The sequence below is a fragment of the Pseudomonas sp. L5B5 genome (assembly GCF_020520285.1).
Lineage (GTDB): Bacteria > Pseudomonadota > Gammaproteobacteria > Pseudomonadales > Pseudomonadaceae > Aquipseudomonas.
In genome coordinates, this window is the sequence record NZ_CP084742.1 from 5,020,223 (window position 1) to 5,036,106 (window position 15,884).

Consider the following 15,884-nt stretch of genomic DNA (forward strand, 5'->3'; position numbering starts at 1 on the left):
CCTGTTCCTTATCCCAACTGGGCCAGCGCCTGGCGGAAAGCCGGCGGCAGGTTGTTGCCGAAATGCACCTTGCCGTCGGCCTGGGTGAAGATCCCGGTCCTGGCCAGCCATTGCTCGAATTCGGGAGCGGGCTTCAGGCCAAGGGTCTGGCGAGCATAGAGCGCGTCGTGGAAGGACGTGGTCTGGTAGTTGAGCATGATGTCGTCCGAGCCCGGGATGCCCATGATGAAGTTGATTCCTGCCACCCCCAGCAGGGTCAGCAGGTTATCCATGTCGTCCTGGTCGGCTTCGGCGTGGTTGGTGTAGCAGATGTCACAGCCCATGGGCACGCCCAGCAGCTTGCCGCAGAAGTGATCTTCCAGGCCGGCGCGGATGATCTGCTTGCCGTTGTACAGGTACTCCGGCCCGATGAAGCCGACCACGGTGTTGACCAGGAACGGCTTGAAGTGCCGGGCCACGGCATAGGCGCGGGTTTCGCAGGTCTGCTGGTCGATGCCGAAGTGGGCGTTGGCCGACAGCGCGCTGCCCTGGCCGGTCTCGAAGTACATCAGGTTCTGCCCCAGGGTGCCGCGGTTCAGGCTCAGCCCGGCCTCGTAGCCTTCCTTGAGGATGTTCAGGTTGATGCCGAAGCTGGCGTTGGCCGCCTCGGTGCCGGCGATCGACTGGAACACCAGGTCCAGGGGCACGCCACGGTTGATCGCCTCGATGGAAGTGGTGACGTGGGTCAGCACGCAGGCCTGGGTGGGAATTTCATAGCGCTGGATGATGGCGTCGAGCATCTCCAGCATGGCGCAGATCGAGGCGATGCTGTCGGTGGCCGGGTTGATGCCGATCATGGCGTCGCCGTTGCCATAGAGCAGGCCGTCGAGAATGCTCGCGGCGATACCGGCCGGCTCGTCGGTAGGGTGGTTGGGCTGCAGGCGGGTGGACAGGCGTCCACGCAGCCCCAGGGTGCCGCGGAACTTTGTCACCACGCGGATCTTCTGCGCCACCAGGATCAGGTCCTGCACGCGCATGATCTTCGACACCGCGGCGGCCATTTCCGGGGTCAGGCCCGGGGCCAGGGCCCGCAGGCTCTGCTCGTCGGCGGCGTCGCTGAGCAGCCAGTCACGGAAGCCGCCCACGGTCAGGTGGCTGACGGTGGCGAAGGCTGCCTTGTCGTGGCTGTCGATGATCAGGCGGGTGACTTCGTCGGACTCGTAGGGGATCAGCACCTCTTCGAGAAAATGCTTGAGGGGGATGTCGGCCAGGGTCATCTGGGCGGCCACCCGCTCGCCGTCGTTGAGGGCGGCGACGCCGGCCAGGAAATCCCCGGAACGGGCCGGGCTGGCCTTGGCCATGACTTCCTTGAGGCTGTCGAAGCGATAGGTCTGAGAACCTACGCTGTGGGAAAATTGGGCCATCTCAGTCTCCGTTTCAACGATGTAGGGGCGTTGCCGAGTGCTGGCGGATCATCAGGATGCCACCTTCTTCAGCAGGTTTTCCAGGCGGTTGCCGGCAGCCCGGTGATGCAGGATGGCGAAGGCCTTCTCCGCCACCAGGCTGCCGCCTTCCAGCGGGGGCAGGCCGCCGCTGTAGATGTTTGAAATCACTGTGTATTCATAGCGAATGTCGGCATTGCCGCTGAACTGCGCGGCGGCGCGGCGGGCCTGGTCGTCCGGCAGGCGGTAGCCCAGGTAGGCGGACATGCTCCGCGAGGCCAGGGCATCGCCGCCGGGCCGTTCGCCGATCAGCACGATGATCAGTTGCGGTTGCAGGGCCTCGCCCACCGACTCCGCCAGCTTGACCCGGCCATAGGGCGCCAGTATCGGCTGGCCGACCCGCAGTTCGCGGCTGCGCAGGCCGTCCATCAACACGGGCAACAGCTCGGGAATGTTGTGATGGATGGCCTCGGCGCTGAGACCGTCGGAAATCACGATCTGCACGTCGTTGTATTCCGGTTGCAGCTGGCGCAGCACCTCTTCGGTCAGGCGTGCGCCAAGCTCCGGGTCCTGCAGGTGGGCAAGCTTGTCCGGGGCGGCGGTACGCAGCTCGCGCAGGGGAATGTCGCCGATCTCGGCCGGGCGCAGGTCGACGTAGATCGCTTCCCGGGCCACCGCCAGGTTGGCCCGCACGATGCGCGAGACGGTGTTGGCCGGGCGTGGCCCGGCGTTGTCGAATCCATAGGTGGCAGGGGTGGATTCCAGCAGGCGCTGGAAGTCGATGTCCGACTCGCAGAAGATCCGTGGGTTGCCCCAGTTCGGCCCGCGCTCGACGTTGCCGTGGGCGTCCTCCTGGAAGATGCCCTTGCCCAGGGCCCAGCGCAGGTACTCCGGAGCCGGCGCCAGGTCGTGGACCTCCCGCAGGGTCTGGTTGTCGTGGGCGCTGGTGTCGAAGTAGGCGAGCATGCGGTCGGTGCTCAGGTACACGTCCATGAAGAAGTTGGCACCGGCGGCGGTCAGCAGCTCGGTGGCCATCTGCTGGCCTTCCAGGGTCACCTGGGAGTGCAGGGTGTAGCAAGGCGCCATGCCCATGGGCAGGCCCAGCAGCTTGCCCATGAACTGGTCCTGCAGGCAGGCGTAGGTCATCTCGAAGTTGTCGAGGTGGGTTTCCGGGCCGATGAAACCCGTGACGTTGTTCACCATGTACGGCCGGTAGCGCCGGGCCAGGCCGTAGCACAGGGCCTCGCAGGTGGTCATGTCGATGCCTTCGTGCTTGCCGTAGGTCAGCTCGCTGCCCTGGCCGGTCTCGAAGTACATGAAGTTTTCCGCCACGTCCCGCAGCGGGCCGCGCTCGGCCATGGCCTGCCAGGCCTGGTCGAGCAGTTGCACGGTGACGTCGAACTCGTCGGTCAGGGTGCGCTCGGTGCCCGCCAGGCTCTGGAACATGATCTCCACCGGTGCGCCCTGGTCCAGGCAGGCCAGCTGGGTCTTGATGTGCGACAACACGCAGATTTGCGTGGGCGCCCCGGTTTCCCGGCGCAGCTTGTCCAGGTGGTGCAGGGTGGCGCTGATATTGTCGACGGTGTCGATGGCCGGGTTGAGGCCGATCAGCGCGTCCCCCGAGCCCATGCTCAGCCCGGTATATACCAGCAGGGTGATGCCGCTGAGGTTGTCGGTGGGGTGGTTGGGCTGCAAGCGCGACGACAGGGTGCCGGGCAGGCCCACCAGGGTCCGGGCCTTGGCCGCCGCACCGCTCTTGAGCTTCTTGGACAGCAGGATCAGTTCGTGCACGTCGAGCAGCTTGGCCAGGGCTGCCGCCATCACTCCCGTCAGGGCCGTGCCGATACGGCGTATTTCACTGCCATGGCTGCGCAGCAGGCGATCCTTCAGGGCGCCCAGGGTCAGTCCGGCGATCTCCTCGAAGACCTGGTGATCGATGTCGTAGTTGACCTGCATGACGCTGTCGATGCGGCCATGGCGATCGGTCAGGGGATGATCGAAATAGTGGCCCAGGGTCAGCTCCGAGAGCACCTTGCGGGCCGCCTCACGGGTGATTTCGTCGGCGGCCGAAAGGCCGGCCACGCGGTCTCCGGCCTTGCTGATATCGGCGGCGCCGAGGACGGCCTTGAGGCTGGGGAAGCGGATCGCGCGATCCAGGACCCGAGTGCTGTAGCTGCGCTCGGCGGGCACCTCGGGAAGGCGGATGTGCTGGAGTACGGTGAGTGACATGACAGGACTCTCCTTGGTTCGCATCGCCTCAGTGCACGCCGTAGAAGGCGACGGGCACGATGTGTTGATGGGGTTTTCCCAGGTTGATGAAGTGCGCCGAGCGCTCGCGTACCTCGTCGATGACGATCAGGTTGCAGGGACTGCGTCCCCAGTCCGTGGCGTAGTTGCCCAGGACCTTGCCGATATTGCTTTCCAGCAACAGCACCAGCGGCCATTGGGCGGGCGGGCGTGCTGCCTCCAGCGCCCGGGACAGGCGCGAGCCCAGTTGGCGCACCTGCTCCAGCCCGGGGGGCTGGCCGCCATCGAGCAATTGCAGGCAGGCCCCGTCGCGACTGCCCAGGGCCAGGCCCAGGGCATCGTTCAGCTGGCGTACGCTGGCGTCGATGGGCAGGCGGGCGACAATGGGCAGGTCCTTGAGTGGCAGCACCTGCGGCTGGGGCAGGAACAGGGTGCTGCCGGAGATTTCGGTGTTGTGCAGGGTCAGGCCATAGACCGTGGCCCGGCCGCGGTTTTCCGGCACCAGCCGGGTAGTGTCCCGCACCAGCCTGGGCTGGCGGGCGATGGCCAGGGCCAGGTCGATGCCCAGGTCGCCATAGAAGGTGGTGCCGGGTAGCGGCTCGCCTTGCAGGTGGCGGTAGAGCAACTCGCCGACACCGCCGGAAAAGGTCAGCGCGGCGCCCCCCTGTCCCTGGGGGAGGGCCAGCGGCAGTTGCTCGGTCAGGCGACCCAGCGGGCTTGCGAAGAACGCCCGGTCGCCTTCGGCGATGGCCAGCAGCGCGTCGGTGTACCAGCCCACCACGGCGTCCCGTTCTGCCGGAACGAGTACCTGGCCGGGCACCTTGGTGATCGTCAGATGTTGCAGCAGGGCCTGGCCGAACTCCGAGACCTCACGAATCCGATAGCTGCCGGGCTCGAACTGCAAGTGGCGGGCGCCGATGAAATGGCAGCCGCTGGCCAGGACATTGCCATCCAGGCCCCAGGCGGCGTTGGTGGTGCCGCCGCCGATATCCAGGTTGAGCAAAGGTTGCTGGCGATGGAAACGGCTCAGGGCCGAGCAACTGCCCATGAACGCCAGCCAGGACTCCAGGCCGCCGTCGTTGGCCCGGGTGACCAGCGCGTTGCCGATCAGTTGCCCCACCAGGTTCGCCAACGCCTGGGCATTGTGCCGCCGGGCGGCCAGGCCAGTGATGATCACTCCCCCGGAGAACAACGAGCGAGAGTCGATCCCGGCCTGTTCCAGCCAGTCCTGGATCAGGTTGCCGATGGCGTCCTCATCAATGATCTCGTTCCTGAATGGGGTGAACACCGGGTCGCCGCGAAACAGCACCCGGGGTTCATTGAGGGCCATGCGTCCGGTAACGCAATGGCTGCTGAGGCTGGCCTGGGCGATCAGCGCGCTGCTGGTGGTGGACCCGAAGTCCAGCCCCAGCAGCAATACCGGTGCGCCGCCCGTGATGGCTTGCATGCAGGCGTTCCTCGCCGCGCCGGGCTCAGGCTGTAGCCTTTTGCCCTGGCCGTACAGGCGACTCTTGCGTGGTGTCCCCCAGGTATTCGCCTTCGGCGATGATCCCGGCCGCCCGGTCCTGGGCCTCCAGTTGCAGGGCCTTGGGCACCGACAGCCAGTAGGCCAGGCCCACCGCGACGAAACCGGCGCTAAGCTTGCCGATCAGCACGGGCAGGATGATGGTCGGCTGGAAGTTGGCGGTGAAGGACAGGTGGTCGCCCAGCAGGAAAGCTGCGCAGACGCCGAAGGCGATGTTGATCACCTTGTCCTTTGGCGGCATGTAGCGCACCAGGCGGAACATGGCCAGGATATTGGCGATGGTGGCCAGCATGCCGGCGCTGCCCACGGCGCTCAGGCCGACCTTGCCACCCAGGCTTTCCAGGGGCTTGCCCAGGTATTTACGCAGCAGGTAGACCATCGGGAAGGCCCCGGCCAGCATGATGCCGATGTAGCCGGCGGTTTCCAGGGCGCGGGTCTGGTCTTCGGCGTCGGCGATGATCGGGTGGAAGCCCCAACTGCCGAACACCGTGGTGAACACACCGGTGAAGTGCTGGACGATCGAGGCCACCAGCACCAGCTTGATCACCGCGTCCAGGGTCCGGCCGAAGATGATGAAGCCCTTGATCATCAGGTCCGGCAGGAACCGCAGGCCCAGGGCCAGCGCCACGACGAAGATCAGGATCGGCAGCAGGTTGGCGAACAGGCCGCCCACGGCCAGCGCCAGTTGGTAACTGGCCTCGGAGTTGGTGCTCACCAGCTCGCGCACCATGGGATTGCTGAAGGCCAGGATCAGGCTGGCCACCATCACCCCGACCGGGATGGTCAGGATGCCGGACATGATTCCCAGCGCCATGTACTTGTGGTCACGCTTGTCGAGCATCGCCAGGCCCATGGGGATCGAGAAGACGATGGTGGCGCCACCCATGAAGCCGGTGATCAGTGCCATCACCAGCGCTTCCTTGCTGGCCGCCAGGGCGGAGGCCAGGTGATAGCCCCCCATGTCCGAGGCGATGATCATCGTCGCCGCCAGGGCCGGGTCGGCGCCCAGGGACTCGAAGAACGGCCCGAAGACCGATTCGATCAGTACGGTGAGATAGGGGATGGAGGCCATGATCCCCGCCGCTGGCACGAAGATGTAGCCCGTGGCGTGGATGCCTTCCATGAATTCCTTGCCCAGTCCGCGCTCGCTGTCATAGATAGCGGCGAAGGCGCCGAGTACGGCGCAGAGCATGATGAGGTAGAGCACGTAGTTGCCGATCTGGTCCATTGCTTTGCTCCCTTGTCTTATTGTTTTTCAAGGCTCTTGTTCAAGCCCGGGGCTGTGCGCGCGAGGTCGTTGACTCAGAACTTCCGACAGCAGCGTCCCGTCCGGCAAGCCAGTGGCACCGGACCACGAAGGTGGAGATGTGCGGCAGGGCCGCAAAAAGACCTCCCGGCGACCTGGGGTCGCCGGGAGGGTCGATCAGAAGAAGCCCAGTGGGTTGATGTCGTAGCTCACCAGCAGGTTCTTGGTCTGCTGGTAGTGGTCGAGCATCATCTTGTGGGTCTCGCGGCCCACGCCGGATTTCTTGTAGCCACCGAACGCGGCGTGCGCCGGATACAGGTGGTAGCAGTTGGTCCACACGCGACCGGCCTTGATGCCGCGGCCCATGCGATAGGCGCGGTTGATATCGCGGGTCCAGACGCCGGCACCCAGGCCGAACTCGGTGTCGTTGGCGATCGCCAGGGCTTCGGCTTCGTCCTTGAAGGTGGTGATGCTCACCACCGGGCCGAAGATTTCTTCCTGGAACACGCGCATCTGGTTGGTGCCCTTGAGCAGGGTCGGCTGGATGTAGTAGCCGGTGGCCAGGTCGCCTTCAAGTTTCTCCACCTTGCCGCCGGTGAGCAGCTGTGCACCTTCGTTCTTGGCGATGTCGAGGTAGGACAGGATCTTGTCGAACTGCTGCTCGGACGCCTGGGCGCCGACCATGGTGTCGGTGTCCAGCGGGTCGCCGCGCTTGATCTGCTCGATCTTCTTCATCACCGCCTGCATGAATTCGTCGTAGATCGACTCCTGCACCAGGGCGCGGGATGGGCAGGTGCAGACTTCACCCTGGTTGAAGAACGCCAGCACCAGGCCTTCGGCGGCCTTTTCGATGAACTTGGGTTCGGCCTGCATGATGTCTTCGAAGAAGATGTTCGGCGACTTGCCGCCCAGCTCCACGGTGGACGGGATGATGTTCTCGGCGGCGCATTTCATGATGTGCGAGCCCACCGGGGTCGAGCCGGTGAAGGCGATCTTGGCGATGCGCTTGCTAGTGGCCAGGGCCTCGCCGGCTTCGCGGCCAAAACCCTGGACCACGTTGAGCACGCCAGGTGGCAGCAGGTCGCCGATCACTTCCATCAGCACGGTGATGCCTAGTGGGGTCTGCTCGGCGGGCTTGAGCACCACGCAGTTGCCGGCGGCCAGGGCCGGAGCCAGCTTCCAGGCAGCCATCAGGATCGGGAAGTTCCACGGGATGATCTGGCCGACCACACCCAGGGGCTCATGGATGTGATAGGCAACGGTATTGCCGTCGATTTCCGCGGCGCTGCCTTCCTGGGCACGCAGGCAGCCGGCGAAGTAGCGGAAGTGGTCGGCGGCCAGGGGGATGTCGGCGTTCAGGGTTTCACGCACGGCCTTGCCGTTGTCCCAGGTTTCGGTGATGGCCAGCAATTCGAGGTTCTGTTCGATGCGATCGGCGATCTTCAACAGGGCCAGCGAGCGAGCCTGGACCGAGGTCGCGCCCCAGGCGTCGGCAGCAGCATGGGCGGCGTCCAGGGCCTTCTCGATGTCTTCGGCAGTGGAGCGCGGGAATTCGGCAATCGGCTTGCCATTGACCGGCGAAGTATTGGTGAAGTACTGGCCTTTGACCGGCGCGACGAATTCGCCGTTGATGTAGTTGCCGTACTTGCTCTTGAACGAAACGATAGCGCCTTCAGTACCGGGGTGTGCGTAACGCATGGGGTATCTCCTGGCTTTTATGCTTATGGGGGAGGACGCGCTGTAGCGCATGTCCAGCGTAGAGCAAAGCCCGGGCCAGTGTGCCGCACGCCAGGTGAATCAAGGCCTTGTGACGATTTGTCGCGCCCCTTGGCGTCGGGGTGTGACACATCTGGCGCAGCACTGAGTGACAGTTTGTAACGTAGATGGCACAACCTGTGACCTGCGGGTCAAGCTGGCGTTGCAATGCAAGGACGGCTGGAGGATGCTGGTCCGCGTGTCGAATCTTGTCGGACAAATCCGGGGTCTCTCGGATTTTTCGCCGATTGGCAGCGATTCCCGGACTTTCGGCGGCTACAGGATGGCGCCCGCGCGTGTCAGTACAGCAGGAGAAAAATAAGAAATGCACAGCAGTAATCATCTGACCCGCCATGCCCAGCAAGTGCTGACGGTGGCCCGGGGCAAGGCGCACTTGCAGGGGCCCGGCAGCGATCCTTCCATCGCGCGCTCCTGGCTGCGCTGTCTTGAGGACTATCACCTCGATCCGGCTCTTTCCATGGCCCCCACGGTGCTCGAGCACGGTCGCCTGCTGGAGAGTCGCGAGCGCCTGCGTGATGTCTTGCAGATCGCCGGTACCGAGATGGCCAACCTGCACCAGCAGTTGTCCGGCGCTGGCCACGCAGTGTTGTTGACCGATGCCCGCGGGGTGATCCTCAACTGCATCACCGCGCCCAGCGAACGCAAGATCTTCGAGCATGCCGGCCTCTGGCTGGGGGCCGACTGGAGCGAGGCCCGGGAGGGCACCAACGGCATCGGTACCTGCCTGGTGGAGCGCCAGTCCCTGACGATCCACCAGGGCGAGCACTTTCGCGGGCGACACACCGGCCTGACCTGCTCCGCAAGCCCGGTATTCGATCCCCATGGCGAGCTGCTGGCGGTGCTGGATGTATCGTCGGCGCGCCAGGACGTCTCCCGCCAGAGCCAGTTCCACACCATGGCCATGGTCAATCTCTCGGCGAAGATGATCGAGAGCTGCTATTTCCTGCGCTACTTCGAAAACCAGTGGCTGTTGCGCTTTCACCTGCAGGCCGAATCGGTGGGGCTGTTCAGCGAGGGGCTGCTGGCGTTCGATGGCGAGGGGCGGATCTGCGCCGTGAACCAGAGTGCCCTGAACCTGCTGGGGCATATTCGCGGAGGCTTGCTGGGCAAGCCGGTGGAAAGCTTTTTCGACTGCTCCCTGGACGAGTTGTTTGGCCGGGCCAGCCTCAACGCCAGCGCCAGCTGGCCGTTGCGCACCCGGGATGGACGACGGCTGTTCGCCTTGTTGCGGGGGGCGCCGCAACCGCTGTCGCAACCGTCGTTGCGCCCTGCGCGGGAAGTCGTCCAGCCTCGCGCCCCGGGCATTTGCCTGGGCGATAACGGCTTGCAGAACGATTTTCGCCGGGCCTCGCGGGTCTTCGAGCGCGATGTACCGTTGCTGATCAATGGCGAGACCGGTTCCGGCAAGGAGGCGTTCGCCAAGGCCGTGCACCAGGGCAGCGTCCGGGCGGACAAGGCCTTTGTCGCCCTCAATTGCGCGGCGATCCCCGAAAGCCTGATCGAGAGCGAGCTGTTCGGTTACCGCGGCGGCAGTTTCACCGGGGCCCGCAAGGAGGGCATGCGCGGCAAGCTGCAGCAGGCCGACGGCGGCACCTTGTTCCTCGACGAAATCGGCGACATGCCCCTGGCCCTGCAGACCCGCTTGTTGCGCGTCCTGGAGGACCGCCTGGTGGTGCCCATCGGTGGCGAGCCGCAGCCCGTCAATGTGCGCATCATCAGCGCCACGCACCGCGACTTGCAGGAGCGGGTGCGTGACGGCAGCTTCCGCGAGGACTTGTACTACCGGCTCAATGGCCTGGAAATCGCCCTGCCGGCACTGCGTGAGCGCAGCGACAAATCCCAGTTGCTGGACTTTCTCCTGGCCGAGGAAGCAGGGGCGCAACCGGTGGCCCTGGACGAGGCCGCGCGCCAGAGCTTGCTGGACTACGCCTGGCCGGGCAACGTGCGGCAATTGCGCAATGTCCTGCGGACCCTGGCGGCGCTGTGCGAAGACGGCCGGATCGGCATCGACGACCTGCCGCCGATGATTCGCCAGGGCCGTCGTCCGGCCGTGGTCGGCGAGCCGCTCGAGGCACAACCGGAACGCCCCCTCGAGGACGCCGAGCGCGTTGCCTTGCTGGCGGCGCTGGAGCAACAGCGCTGGCACATGACCCACACCGCCGAGCAATTGGGTGTCAGCCGCAACACCCTGTACAGGAAGCTGCGCAAGCACGGCATCTCGCGCTGAGTCCGGCTCGTCCATCGCCCGCCGTGGCCCGCGCCACGGCGGTATCTCCCCGTCAGCTAAAGGGTGCGATTTGCAGCCCTCTAGGCTAACCTGCGCCGATGTTTTATGAGGTCGACTATGCACATCCATATTCTCGGTATCTGCGGCACTTTCATGGGGTCGATGGCGGTTCTGGCCAAAGAGCTGGGTCATCACGTCACCGGTTCCGACGCCAACGTCTATCCGCCGATGAGCACCCAGCTGCAAGCCCAGGGCATCGAGCTGACTCAAGGTTATGATCCGGCCCAGCTGGACCCGGCACCGGACCTGGTGGTGATCGGCAATGCCATGTCCCGGGGCAACCCGGCAGTGGAATATGTACTGAACAAGGGGTTGCCCTACGTGTCCGGCCCGCAGTGGCTGGCGGACCACGTATTGCAGGGGCGCTGGGTGCTGGCCGTCGCCGGCACCCATGGCAAGACCACCACCAGCAGCATGCTGGCCTGGGTGCTGGAACACGCCGGCATGAGCCCGGGTTTCCTCATCGGTGGCGTGCCGCAGAACTTCGCGGTTTCGGCGCGCCTGGGCGGTACGCCGTTCTTCGTGATCGAGGCCGACGAGTACGACAGCGCCTTTTTCGACAAGCGCTCGAAGTTCGTCCATTACCGTCCGCGCACCGCGATCCTCAACAACCTCGAGTTCGACCACGCGGATATCTTCCCGGACCTGCCAGCCATCGAGCGGCAGTTCCACCACTTGGTGCGGACTATTCCCAGCGAAGGCCTGGTGATCCATCCCACCACCGAGCCGGCCTTGCAGAGGGTGGTCGAGATGGGCTGCTGGACACCGGTGCAGACCACCGGTGCCGGTGGCCAGTGGCAGGTCAAGCTGCTGAGCGCTGACGGTTCGGCTTTTGAAGTGATGTTCGAAGGCGTGAGTCAGGGCGTGGTGGAGTGGGAACTGACCGGCCAGCACAACGTCGCCAATGCCTTGGCTACCCTGGCTGCCGCCCGCCATGTGGGCGTGGTGCCATCGATGGGGATTGCCGGCCTGAGCGCGTTCAAGAGCGTCAAGCGGCGGATGGAGAAGGTTGCCCAAGTGCATGGCGTGACCATCTACGACGACTTTGCCCACCACCCGACCGCCATCGCCACGACCCTGGACGGCCTGCGCAAGCGCGTCGGCGACGCGCCGGTGATCGCCATCATCGAGCCTCGCTCCAATTCCATGAAGCTCGGTGCCCATCGCGACGGTCTGCCGCAAAGCGTCAACCAGGCCGACCAGGTGATCTGGTACGCGCCAGCCAACCTGGGCTGGGACCTGGCGGCCACGGCAGCCCAGTGCACAGTGCCCTCGATCGTCAGCGACTCGTTGGACGGCATCATTGAACGCGTGAAGAGCCAGGCCAAACCCGGGACCCAGGTGGTGATCATGAGCAACGGCGGCTTCGGTGGCCTGCACGGCAAGCTGGCCGAGGCCCTGCAATGAACAACGGTCCGGAGCGCATCACCCTGGCCATGACCGGGGCTTCCGGCGCCCAGTATGGCCTGCGCCTGCTCGACTGCCTGGTGCGCGAAGACCGGGAGGTGCATTTCCTGATCTCCAAGGCCGCGCAACTGGTCATGGCCACCGAGACCGACGTGACCCTGCCGGCCAAGCCGCAGTTGATGCAGGCGTTCCTGACCGAATACACCGGGGCGGCGGCGGGGCAGGTCCGGGTCTATGGCAAGGAGGACTGGATGTCGCCGGTGGCCTCCGGCTCCGGCTCGCCGGCGGCGATGGTGGTAGTGCCTTGTTCTACCGGCACGCTGTCGGCGATCGCCACCGGGGCCTGCAACAACCTGATCGAGCGCGCAGCTGACGTCACCCTCAAGGAACGCCGGCAACTGATCCTGGTGCCGCGCGAGGCACCGTACTCCAGCATTCACCTGGAGCACATGCTCAAGCTGTCGAACCTGGGCGTGACCATTTTGCCGGCTTCGCCCGGTTTCTATCACCAGCCACAGACCATCGATGACCTGGTGGACTTCGTGGTGGCGCGGATCCTCAATCTGCTGAACATTCCCCAGGACATGCTGCCCCGCTGGGGCGAACATCATTTGAGCAGCGATGAGTAGAACCCTGGTGATGCTGCTGGCCGCCCTGCAACTGGGCGGATGCGCCACGGCCCGCACCCTGGACGCGGCAAAACCCGGGGCGCCGTTGGTGTATTCGGGGACACGCCTGGATCTGTATGCCTTGCAGGGCGGTTGCTGTCCGATGGACCGCTTTGGTGCCCAGGCCCCCGGCTATCCGGGGCTGGACCTGCCGGCCAGCGCCTTGCTCGATACCTTGTTGTTGCCCCTGTCGGTACTGACGGCGCTGGGGGTGGGGTTTCGCGCCACGGGAGGATTGTAGCGCGGGGATGCCGGGCCGGTTCCGCAAGGGCTGGCCCGGCGGGTCACTTGCCGAGCTTGCGCAGTTCGTCGGACTCCACGACCCGGGTGCCGCTCTGTTCTTCCAGCGCGAGGCGCCACATGGCGCGGGCCAGTTGGCAGGCTTCGATGCCGTGGTACTTGCCAGGGATCAGTCGTGACAGTGGGCCGGCCAGTTGTTCGCCAAGCCGTGGCTCGATCCGGTCTCCAAGCAGCAGCGAGGGCCGGCAGAGGGTCAGTTGCGGCCAGCCCTGGCGTTTCAGGGCTTCTTCCATTTCACCCTTGACCCGGTTGTAGAAGATCGACGACTTGGGGTCGGCGCCCAGGGCGCTGATCACCACCAGGTGCCGCGCGCCCATGTCCAGCGCACGCTTGCCGAATGCCACGACCAGGTCCAGGTCAACGGCGCGGAACGCCGCTTCGGAGCCGGCCTGCTTGATGGTGGTGCCCAGGCAGCAAAAGGCGATTTCCACTTTGCCTCCCAGTTGTGGCAGGACCACCGCCGGGTCGCCAACCGGGTTTTCCAGCCGGGGGTGCTGGCTCAACGGGCGTCTGCTGGGGGCCAGGACGCGGCTGACGGTCGGTTCGTTGAGCAGGCGGTCGAGCAGTTGTTCTCCGGTCAGGCCGGAAGCGCCGGCCAGCAGGATGTACTGAGGCGTCAAGTACATGGTCATTCCCCCTTTTTACTGTTTCAGCTTAGTTGCTTTGTGTTTCCTTGCTGCTGATAGAGACACTCTGCAGCGCTTTTCGTGCCTGCTGTTTACGCAACTGCTGCCAGTGGGTGATGACGCCCTTGGGGGCCCAGATCTGCGGTTCGGAAGGATCGAAGTTGTCCGCTTGCTCGCGCTCGGCCACGGTTGCCTTGGCCAGCATGAAGGCGTGTTCCAGGTCGTCGGTCTGGTTCAGTGCCTGGGCGAACAGGGCGTCGCCGAAGTAGGTGAAGTCAGCTTCTTCCGAGCAGCCGAAGGACACCCGGTCTGCCTTGGAGGCTGTCATGATCAGGGTCCGCTCGTCCTTGAGGGCCGGGATGAAACCGCCGGAATAACAGGCCGAGATGACAATGATCTTGTCGCGGTTCTTCAAGGGCGCCAGGACGCTGGCCAGTTCGTCGGCCGGCAGGTCTGCCAGTTCCAGGCGCGGCTGGTCGAGCACCAGTTCGTGTTCGCTGGTGCCATGGCTGGTGAGGTAGATGAACACCAGGTCTTCGGGGCCGCTGCGTTCGGCCAGGGTCTGGGCGGCGCGGCGCAGGTTTTCCCGGGTGGCCATGGGCCGGCTCATCATGTGGTCGCGATGGTTGACCAGGCGTATCTGGCCAAGGGCACCGAAGCGGCTGGCGAGCATGTTGCTGACGTAGTCGGCCTCGCGCAGGAATACGCTCTGCTTGCCGTCGCCGGCCAGGGTCAGGCTGTAGAGTTCGATGGCCGGAGTGGAGGCGGGCACGGCATTGAGGGCTTCCTTGAGCAACTGGCCCTGGGCCAGGAGAGCGCTTTCCAGTGGGTCGGGGAGCAGCTTGCCGTCGGCGTCGCGAACCCGCAGGCCGCTGTTCCATGTTCCGCTTTGCACACTGCCATCGCGCAGCACCAGCACTCCGCGGCCCTGGTAGTTGTCACTGTCGAACCCACCGATGTAGAAGCTGCCGTCGGTGAGATTCAGGCGGCCCTCGCCGCTGAAGCGCCAGTCGCTGAAGGTGCCGATGTAGTGGCTGCCGTCCGCGCCGATCAGCTCGCCCTTGCCGCCCAGGGCGCCGTCCTTGAACTGGCCGATCCACACATCGCCATCGGAATTCTCGTACCGTCCCTTGCCATTGAGCTGGTTGTGCTTGAAGCCGCCGACGTAGAGGTCACCTTCGGCGCTGTTGAACGTACCGTTGCCTTCCAGTTGGCCATCGACGAAATGGCCGCTGAACTGATTGCCACTGGAGTCGCTGCGCTGGCCTTCACCGTTGGGCTTGCCCTTGGCGAACTGGCCCTGGTACTGGCTGCCATCGTCAAGCTCCAGGCGACCCAGGCCCGAGTACAGGTCGGCCTTGAACTCGCCCCGGTAGGTCATGCCGTCTTCCTTGAGGGTGCCTTCGCCGTCCCGGCGGCCCAGCTTGAAACCGCCGGTGTAGTTGCTGTCCTTGGTGGTCAGGCTGCCTTGCCCGTGGAACAGGCCCTGCTGGAACTGGCCACGATAGACCTCGCCATTGCTGCCGTGCCATTCCCCCTGGCCGTGCCACTGTCCCTTGTCGAACTGGCCGGCATACCAGCTGCCATTGGGATAGTCGATGCGTCCCTGGCCCTGCAACAGGCCGTTGACCAGGTCGCCTCGATAGCGGCCGCCATCTGGCAGGCGGGCATCGGGCGGCAACAGCGACTCGCCATCACCGCAAGCGCTGAGCAGGAGGGTCAAAACCAGCGGGGCAACAAGTGGGCGCATGACGGGTTCCGGATGATTAGGGGTCCGAGTATGCCGTAGCCGTGTGCCTTATATATAGAGAGGCCGAGCGAAACAGCGTGAGCTGTTTCGCATCGAGGGTGTATCAGACGAAGCAGAGCGACAGGGGCTCGGCAATGTAGGCGGGTTTTTCCTGGCCTTCGATCTCCAGGGTGGCGGTGGCCTTGAGCAGCCACTGGCCCGGTTTCTTCTCGGTGACCTCGCTCAGGTCGACCTTCAGCCGCACCTTGGAGTTGACGGGCACTGGCTGGATGAAACGCACACTGTCCAGGCCGTAGTTGATGGCCATCTTCAGGCCCTGGGGCAGTACCAGGATGTCCTCCATCAGCTTGGGGATCAGCGACAGGGTCAGGAAACCGTGAGCGATGGTGCTGCCGAACGGGGTCTGTGCGGCCTTGACCGGGTCCACATGGATGAACTGGAAGTCGCCCGTGGCTTCGGCAAACAGGTTGATACGCTCCTGGTCGATGGTGAGCCACGCGGAACGTCCCAGTTCCTTTCCTACGTAGTCTTTGAGCTCTGCAACAGGAACATAGGGCATTGACACTCTCCTTGGTTCAACGGTTTTGGTGATCGGTACCGCGTTTGTCGATCTTGAAACTCCACTGTAGAT

12 protein-coding genes are annotated in these 15,884 nt (G+C 64.8%); 4 read left to right on the top strand and 8 right to left on the bottom strand.

The features are described 5' to 3' along the window. Positions 1 to 8: 8 nt before the first annotated feature. The 5 genes from LGQ10_RS22940 to LGQ10_RS22960 all read right to left on the bottom strand — a co-directional run bounded on the left by LGQ10_RS22940 (position 9) and on the right by LGQ10_RS22960 (position 8,137). Entirely contained in the window at positions 9 to 1,403 is a 1,395-nt protein-coding gene (locus LGQ10_RS22940) for an ethanolamine ammonia-lyase subunit EutB (RefSeq protein ID WP_058437417.1), read from the bottom strand. A gap of 51 nt (positions 1,404 to 1,454) precedes the next feature. Then, a complete protein-coding gene (locus LGQ10_RS22945; RefSeq protein ID WP_226523284.1) occupies positions 1,455 to 3,650 on the bottom strand; it encodes an ethanolamine ammonia-lyase in 2,196 nt (731 codons plus the stop codon). 28 nt (positions 3,651 to 3,678) lie between these two features. Beyond that, positions 3,679 to 5,115 carry an ethanolamine ammonia-lyase reactivating factor EutA gene (locus tag LGQ10_RS22950; protein ID WP_226523285.1) on the bottom strand — a complete coding sequence of 479 codons (1,437 nt, stop codon included), beginning with the start codon at positions 5,113 to 5,115 and terminating at the stop codon, positions 3,679 to 3,681. A 25-nt stretch (positions 5,116 to 5,140) separates the two neighbouring features. Next, positions 5,141 to 6,421 carry an ethanolamine utilization protein EutH gene (gene eutH / locus LGQ10_RS22955; RefSeq protein WP_058436485.1) on the bottom strand — a complete coding sequence of 427 codons (1,281 nt, stop codon included), beginning with the start codon at positions 6,419 to 6,421 and terminating at the stop codon, positions 5,141 to 5,143. 195 nt (positions 6,422 to 6,616) lie between these two features. Beyond that, positions 6,617 to 8,137, bottom strand: a complete 1,521-nt coding sequence (locus LGQ10_RS22960) for an aldehyde dehydrogenase family protein (protein WP_226523286.1) — start codon at positions 8,135 to 8,137, stop codon at positions 6,617 to 6,619. A gap of 382 nt (positions 8,138 to 8,519) precedes the next feature. Between LGQ10_RS22960 and LGQ10_RS22965 the strand changes: the two genes are divergently transcribed. The 4 genes from LGQ10_RS22965 (at position 8,520) to LGQ10_RS22980 (ending at position 12,818) form a co-directional block, all read left to right on the top strand. Next, positions 8,520 to 10,442, top strand: a complete 1,923-nt coding sequence (locus tag LGQ10_RS22965; RefSeq protein ID WP_226523287.1) for a sigma-54-dependent Fis family transcriptional regulator — start codon at positions 8,520 to 8,522, stop codon at positions 10,440 to 10,442. Between the two features lie 117 nt (positions 10,443 to 10,559). Continuing rightward, positions 10,560 to 11,909 (top strand): UDP-N-acetylmuramate:L-alanyl-gamma-D-glutamyl-meso-diaminopimelate ligase, encoded by a 1,350-nt coding sequence (mpl, locus tag LGQ10_RS22970; protein WP_226523288.1) that lies wholly within the window; start codon positions 10,560 to 10,562, stop codon positions 11,907 to 11,909. Further along, positions 11,906 to 12,538 (top strand): flavin prenyltransferase UbiX, encoded by a 633-nt coding sequence (gene ubiX, locus LGQ10_RS22975; RefSeq protein WP_226523289.1) that lies wholly within the window; start codon positions 11,906 to 11,908, stop codon positions 12,536 to 12,538. The genes mpl and ubiX overlap by 4 nt, the downstream gene beginning before the upstream one ends. Then, positions 12,531 to 12,818, top strand: coding sequence for a YceK/YidQ family lipoprotein (locus tag LGQ10_RS22980; RefSeq protein WP_058436516.1), 288 nt, complete (start codon positions 12,531 to 12,533; stop codon positions 12,816 to 12,818). Before ubiX ends, LGQ10_RS22980 begins: the two co-directional genes overlap by 8 nt. Before the next feature lie 43 nt (positions 12,819 to 12,861). On the opposite strand, the gene LGQ10_RS22985 is transcribed toward LGQ10_RS22980, so the two are convergent. From LGQ10_RS22985 to LGQ10_RS22995, 3 genes are all read right to left on the bottom strand, one after another. Next, complete coding sequence (locus LGQ10_RS22985) at positions 12,862 to 13,503, bottom strand: oxidoreductase (protein WP_058436518.1); 642 nt, start codon at positions 13,501 to 13,503, stop codon at positions 12,862 to 12,864. A gap of 28 nt (positions 13,504 to 13,531) precedes the next feature. Next, the gene (locus LGQ10_RS22990) at positions 13,532 to 15,253 is read right to left on the bottom strand and encodes a C13 family peptidase (RefSeq protein ID WP_226523290.1); all 1,722 of its coding nucleotides are present in this window, start codon (positions 15,251 to 15,253) and stop codon (positions 13,532 to 13,534) included. A 103-nt stretch (positions 15,254 to 15,356) separates the two neighbouring features. After that, positions 15,357 to 15,812, bottom strand: a complete 456-nt coding sequence (locus LGQ10_RS22995; RefSeq protein ID WP_058436514.1) for a MaoC family dehydratase — start codon at positions 15,810 to 15,812, stop codon at positions 15,357 to 15,359. Positions 15,813 to 15,884 lie beyond the last annotated feature (72 nt).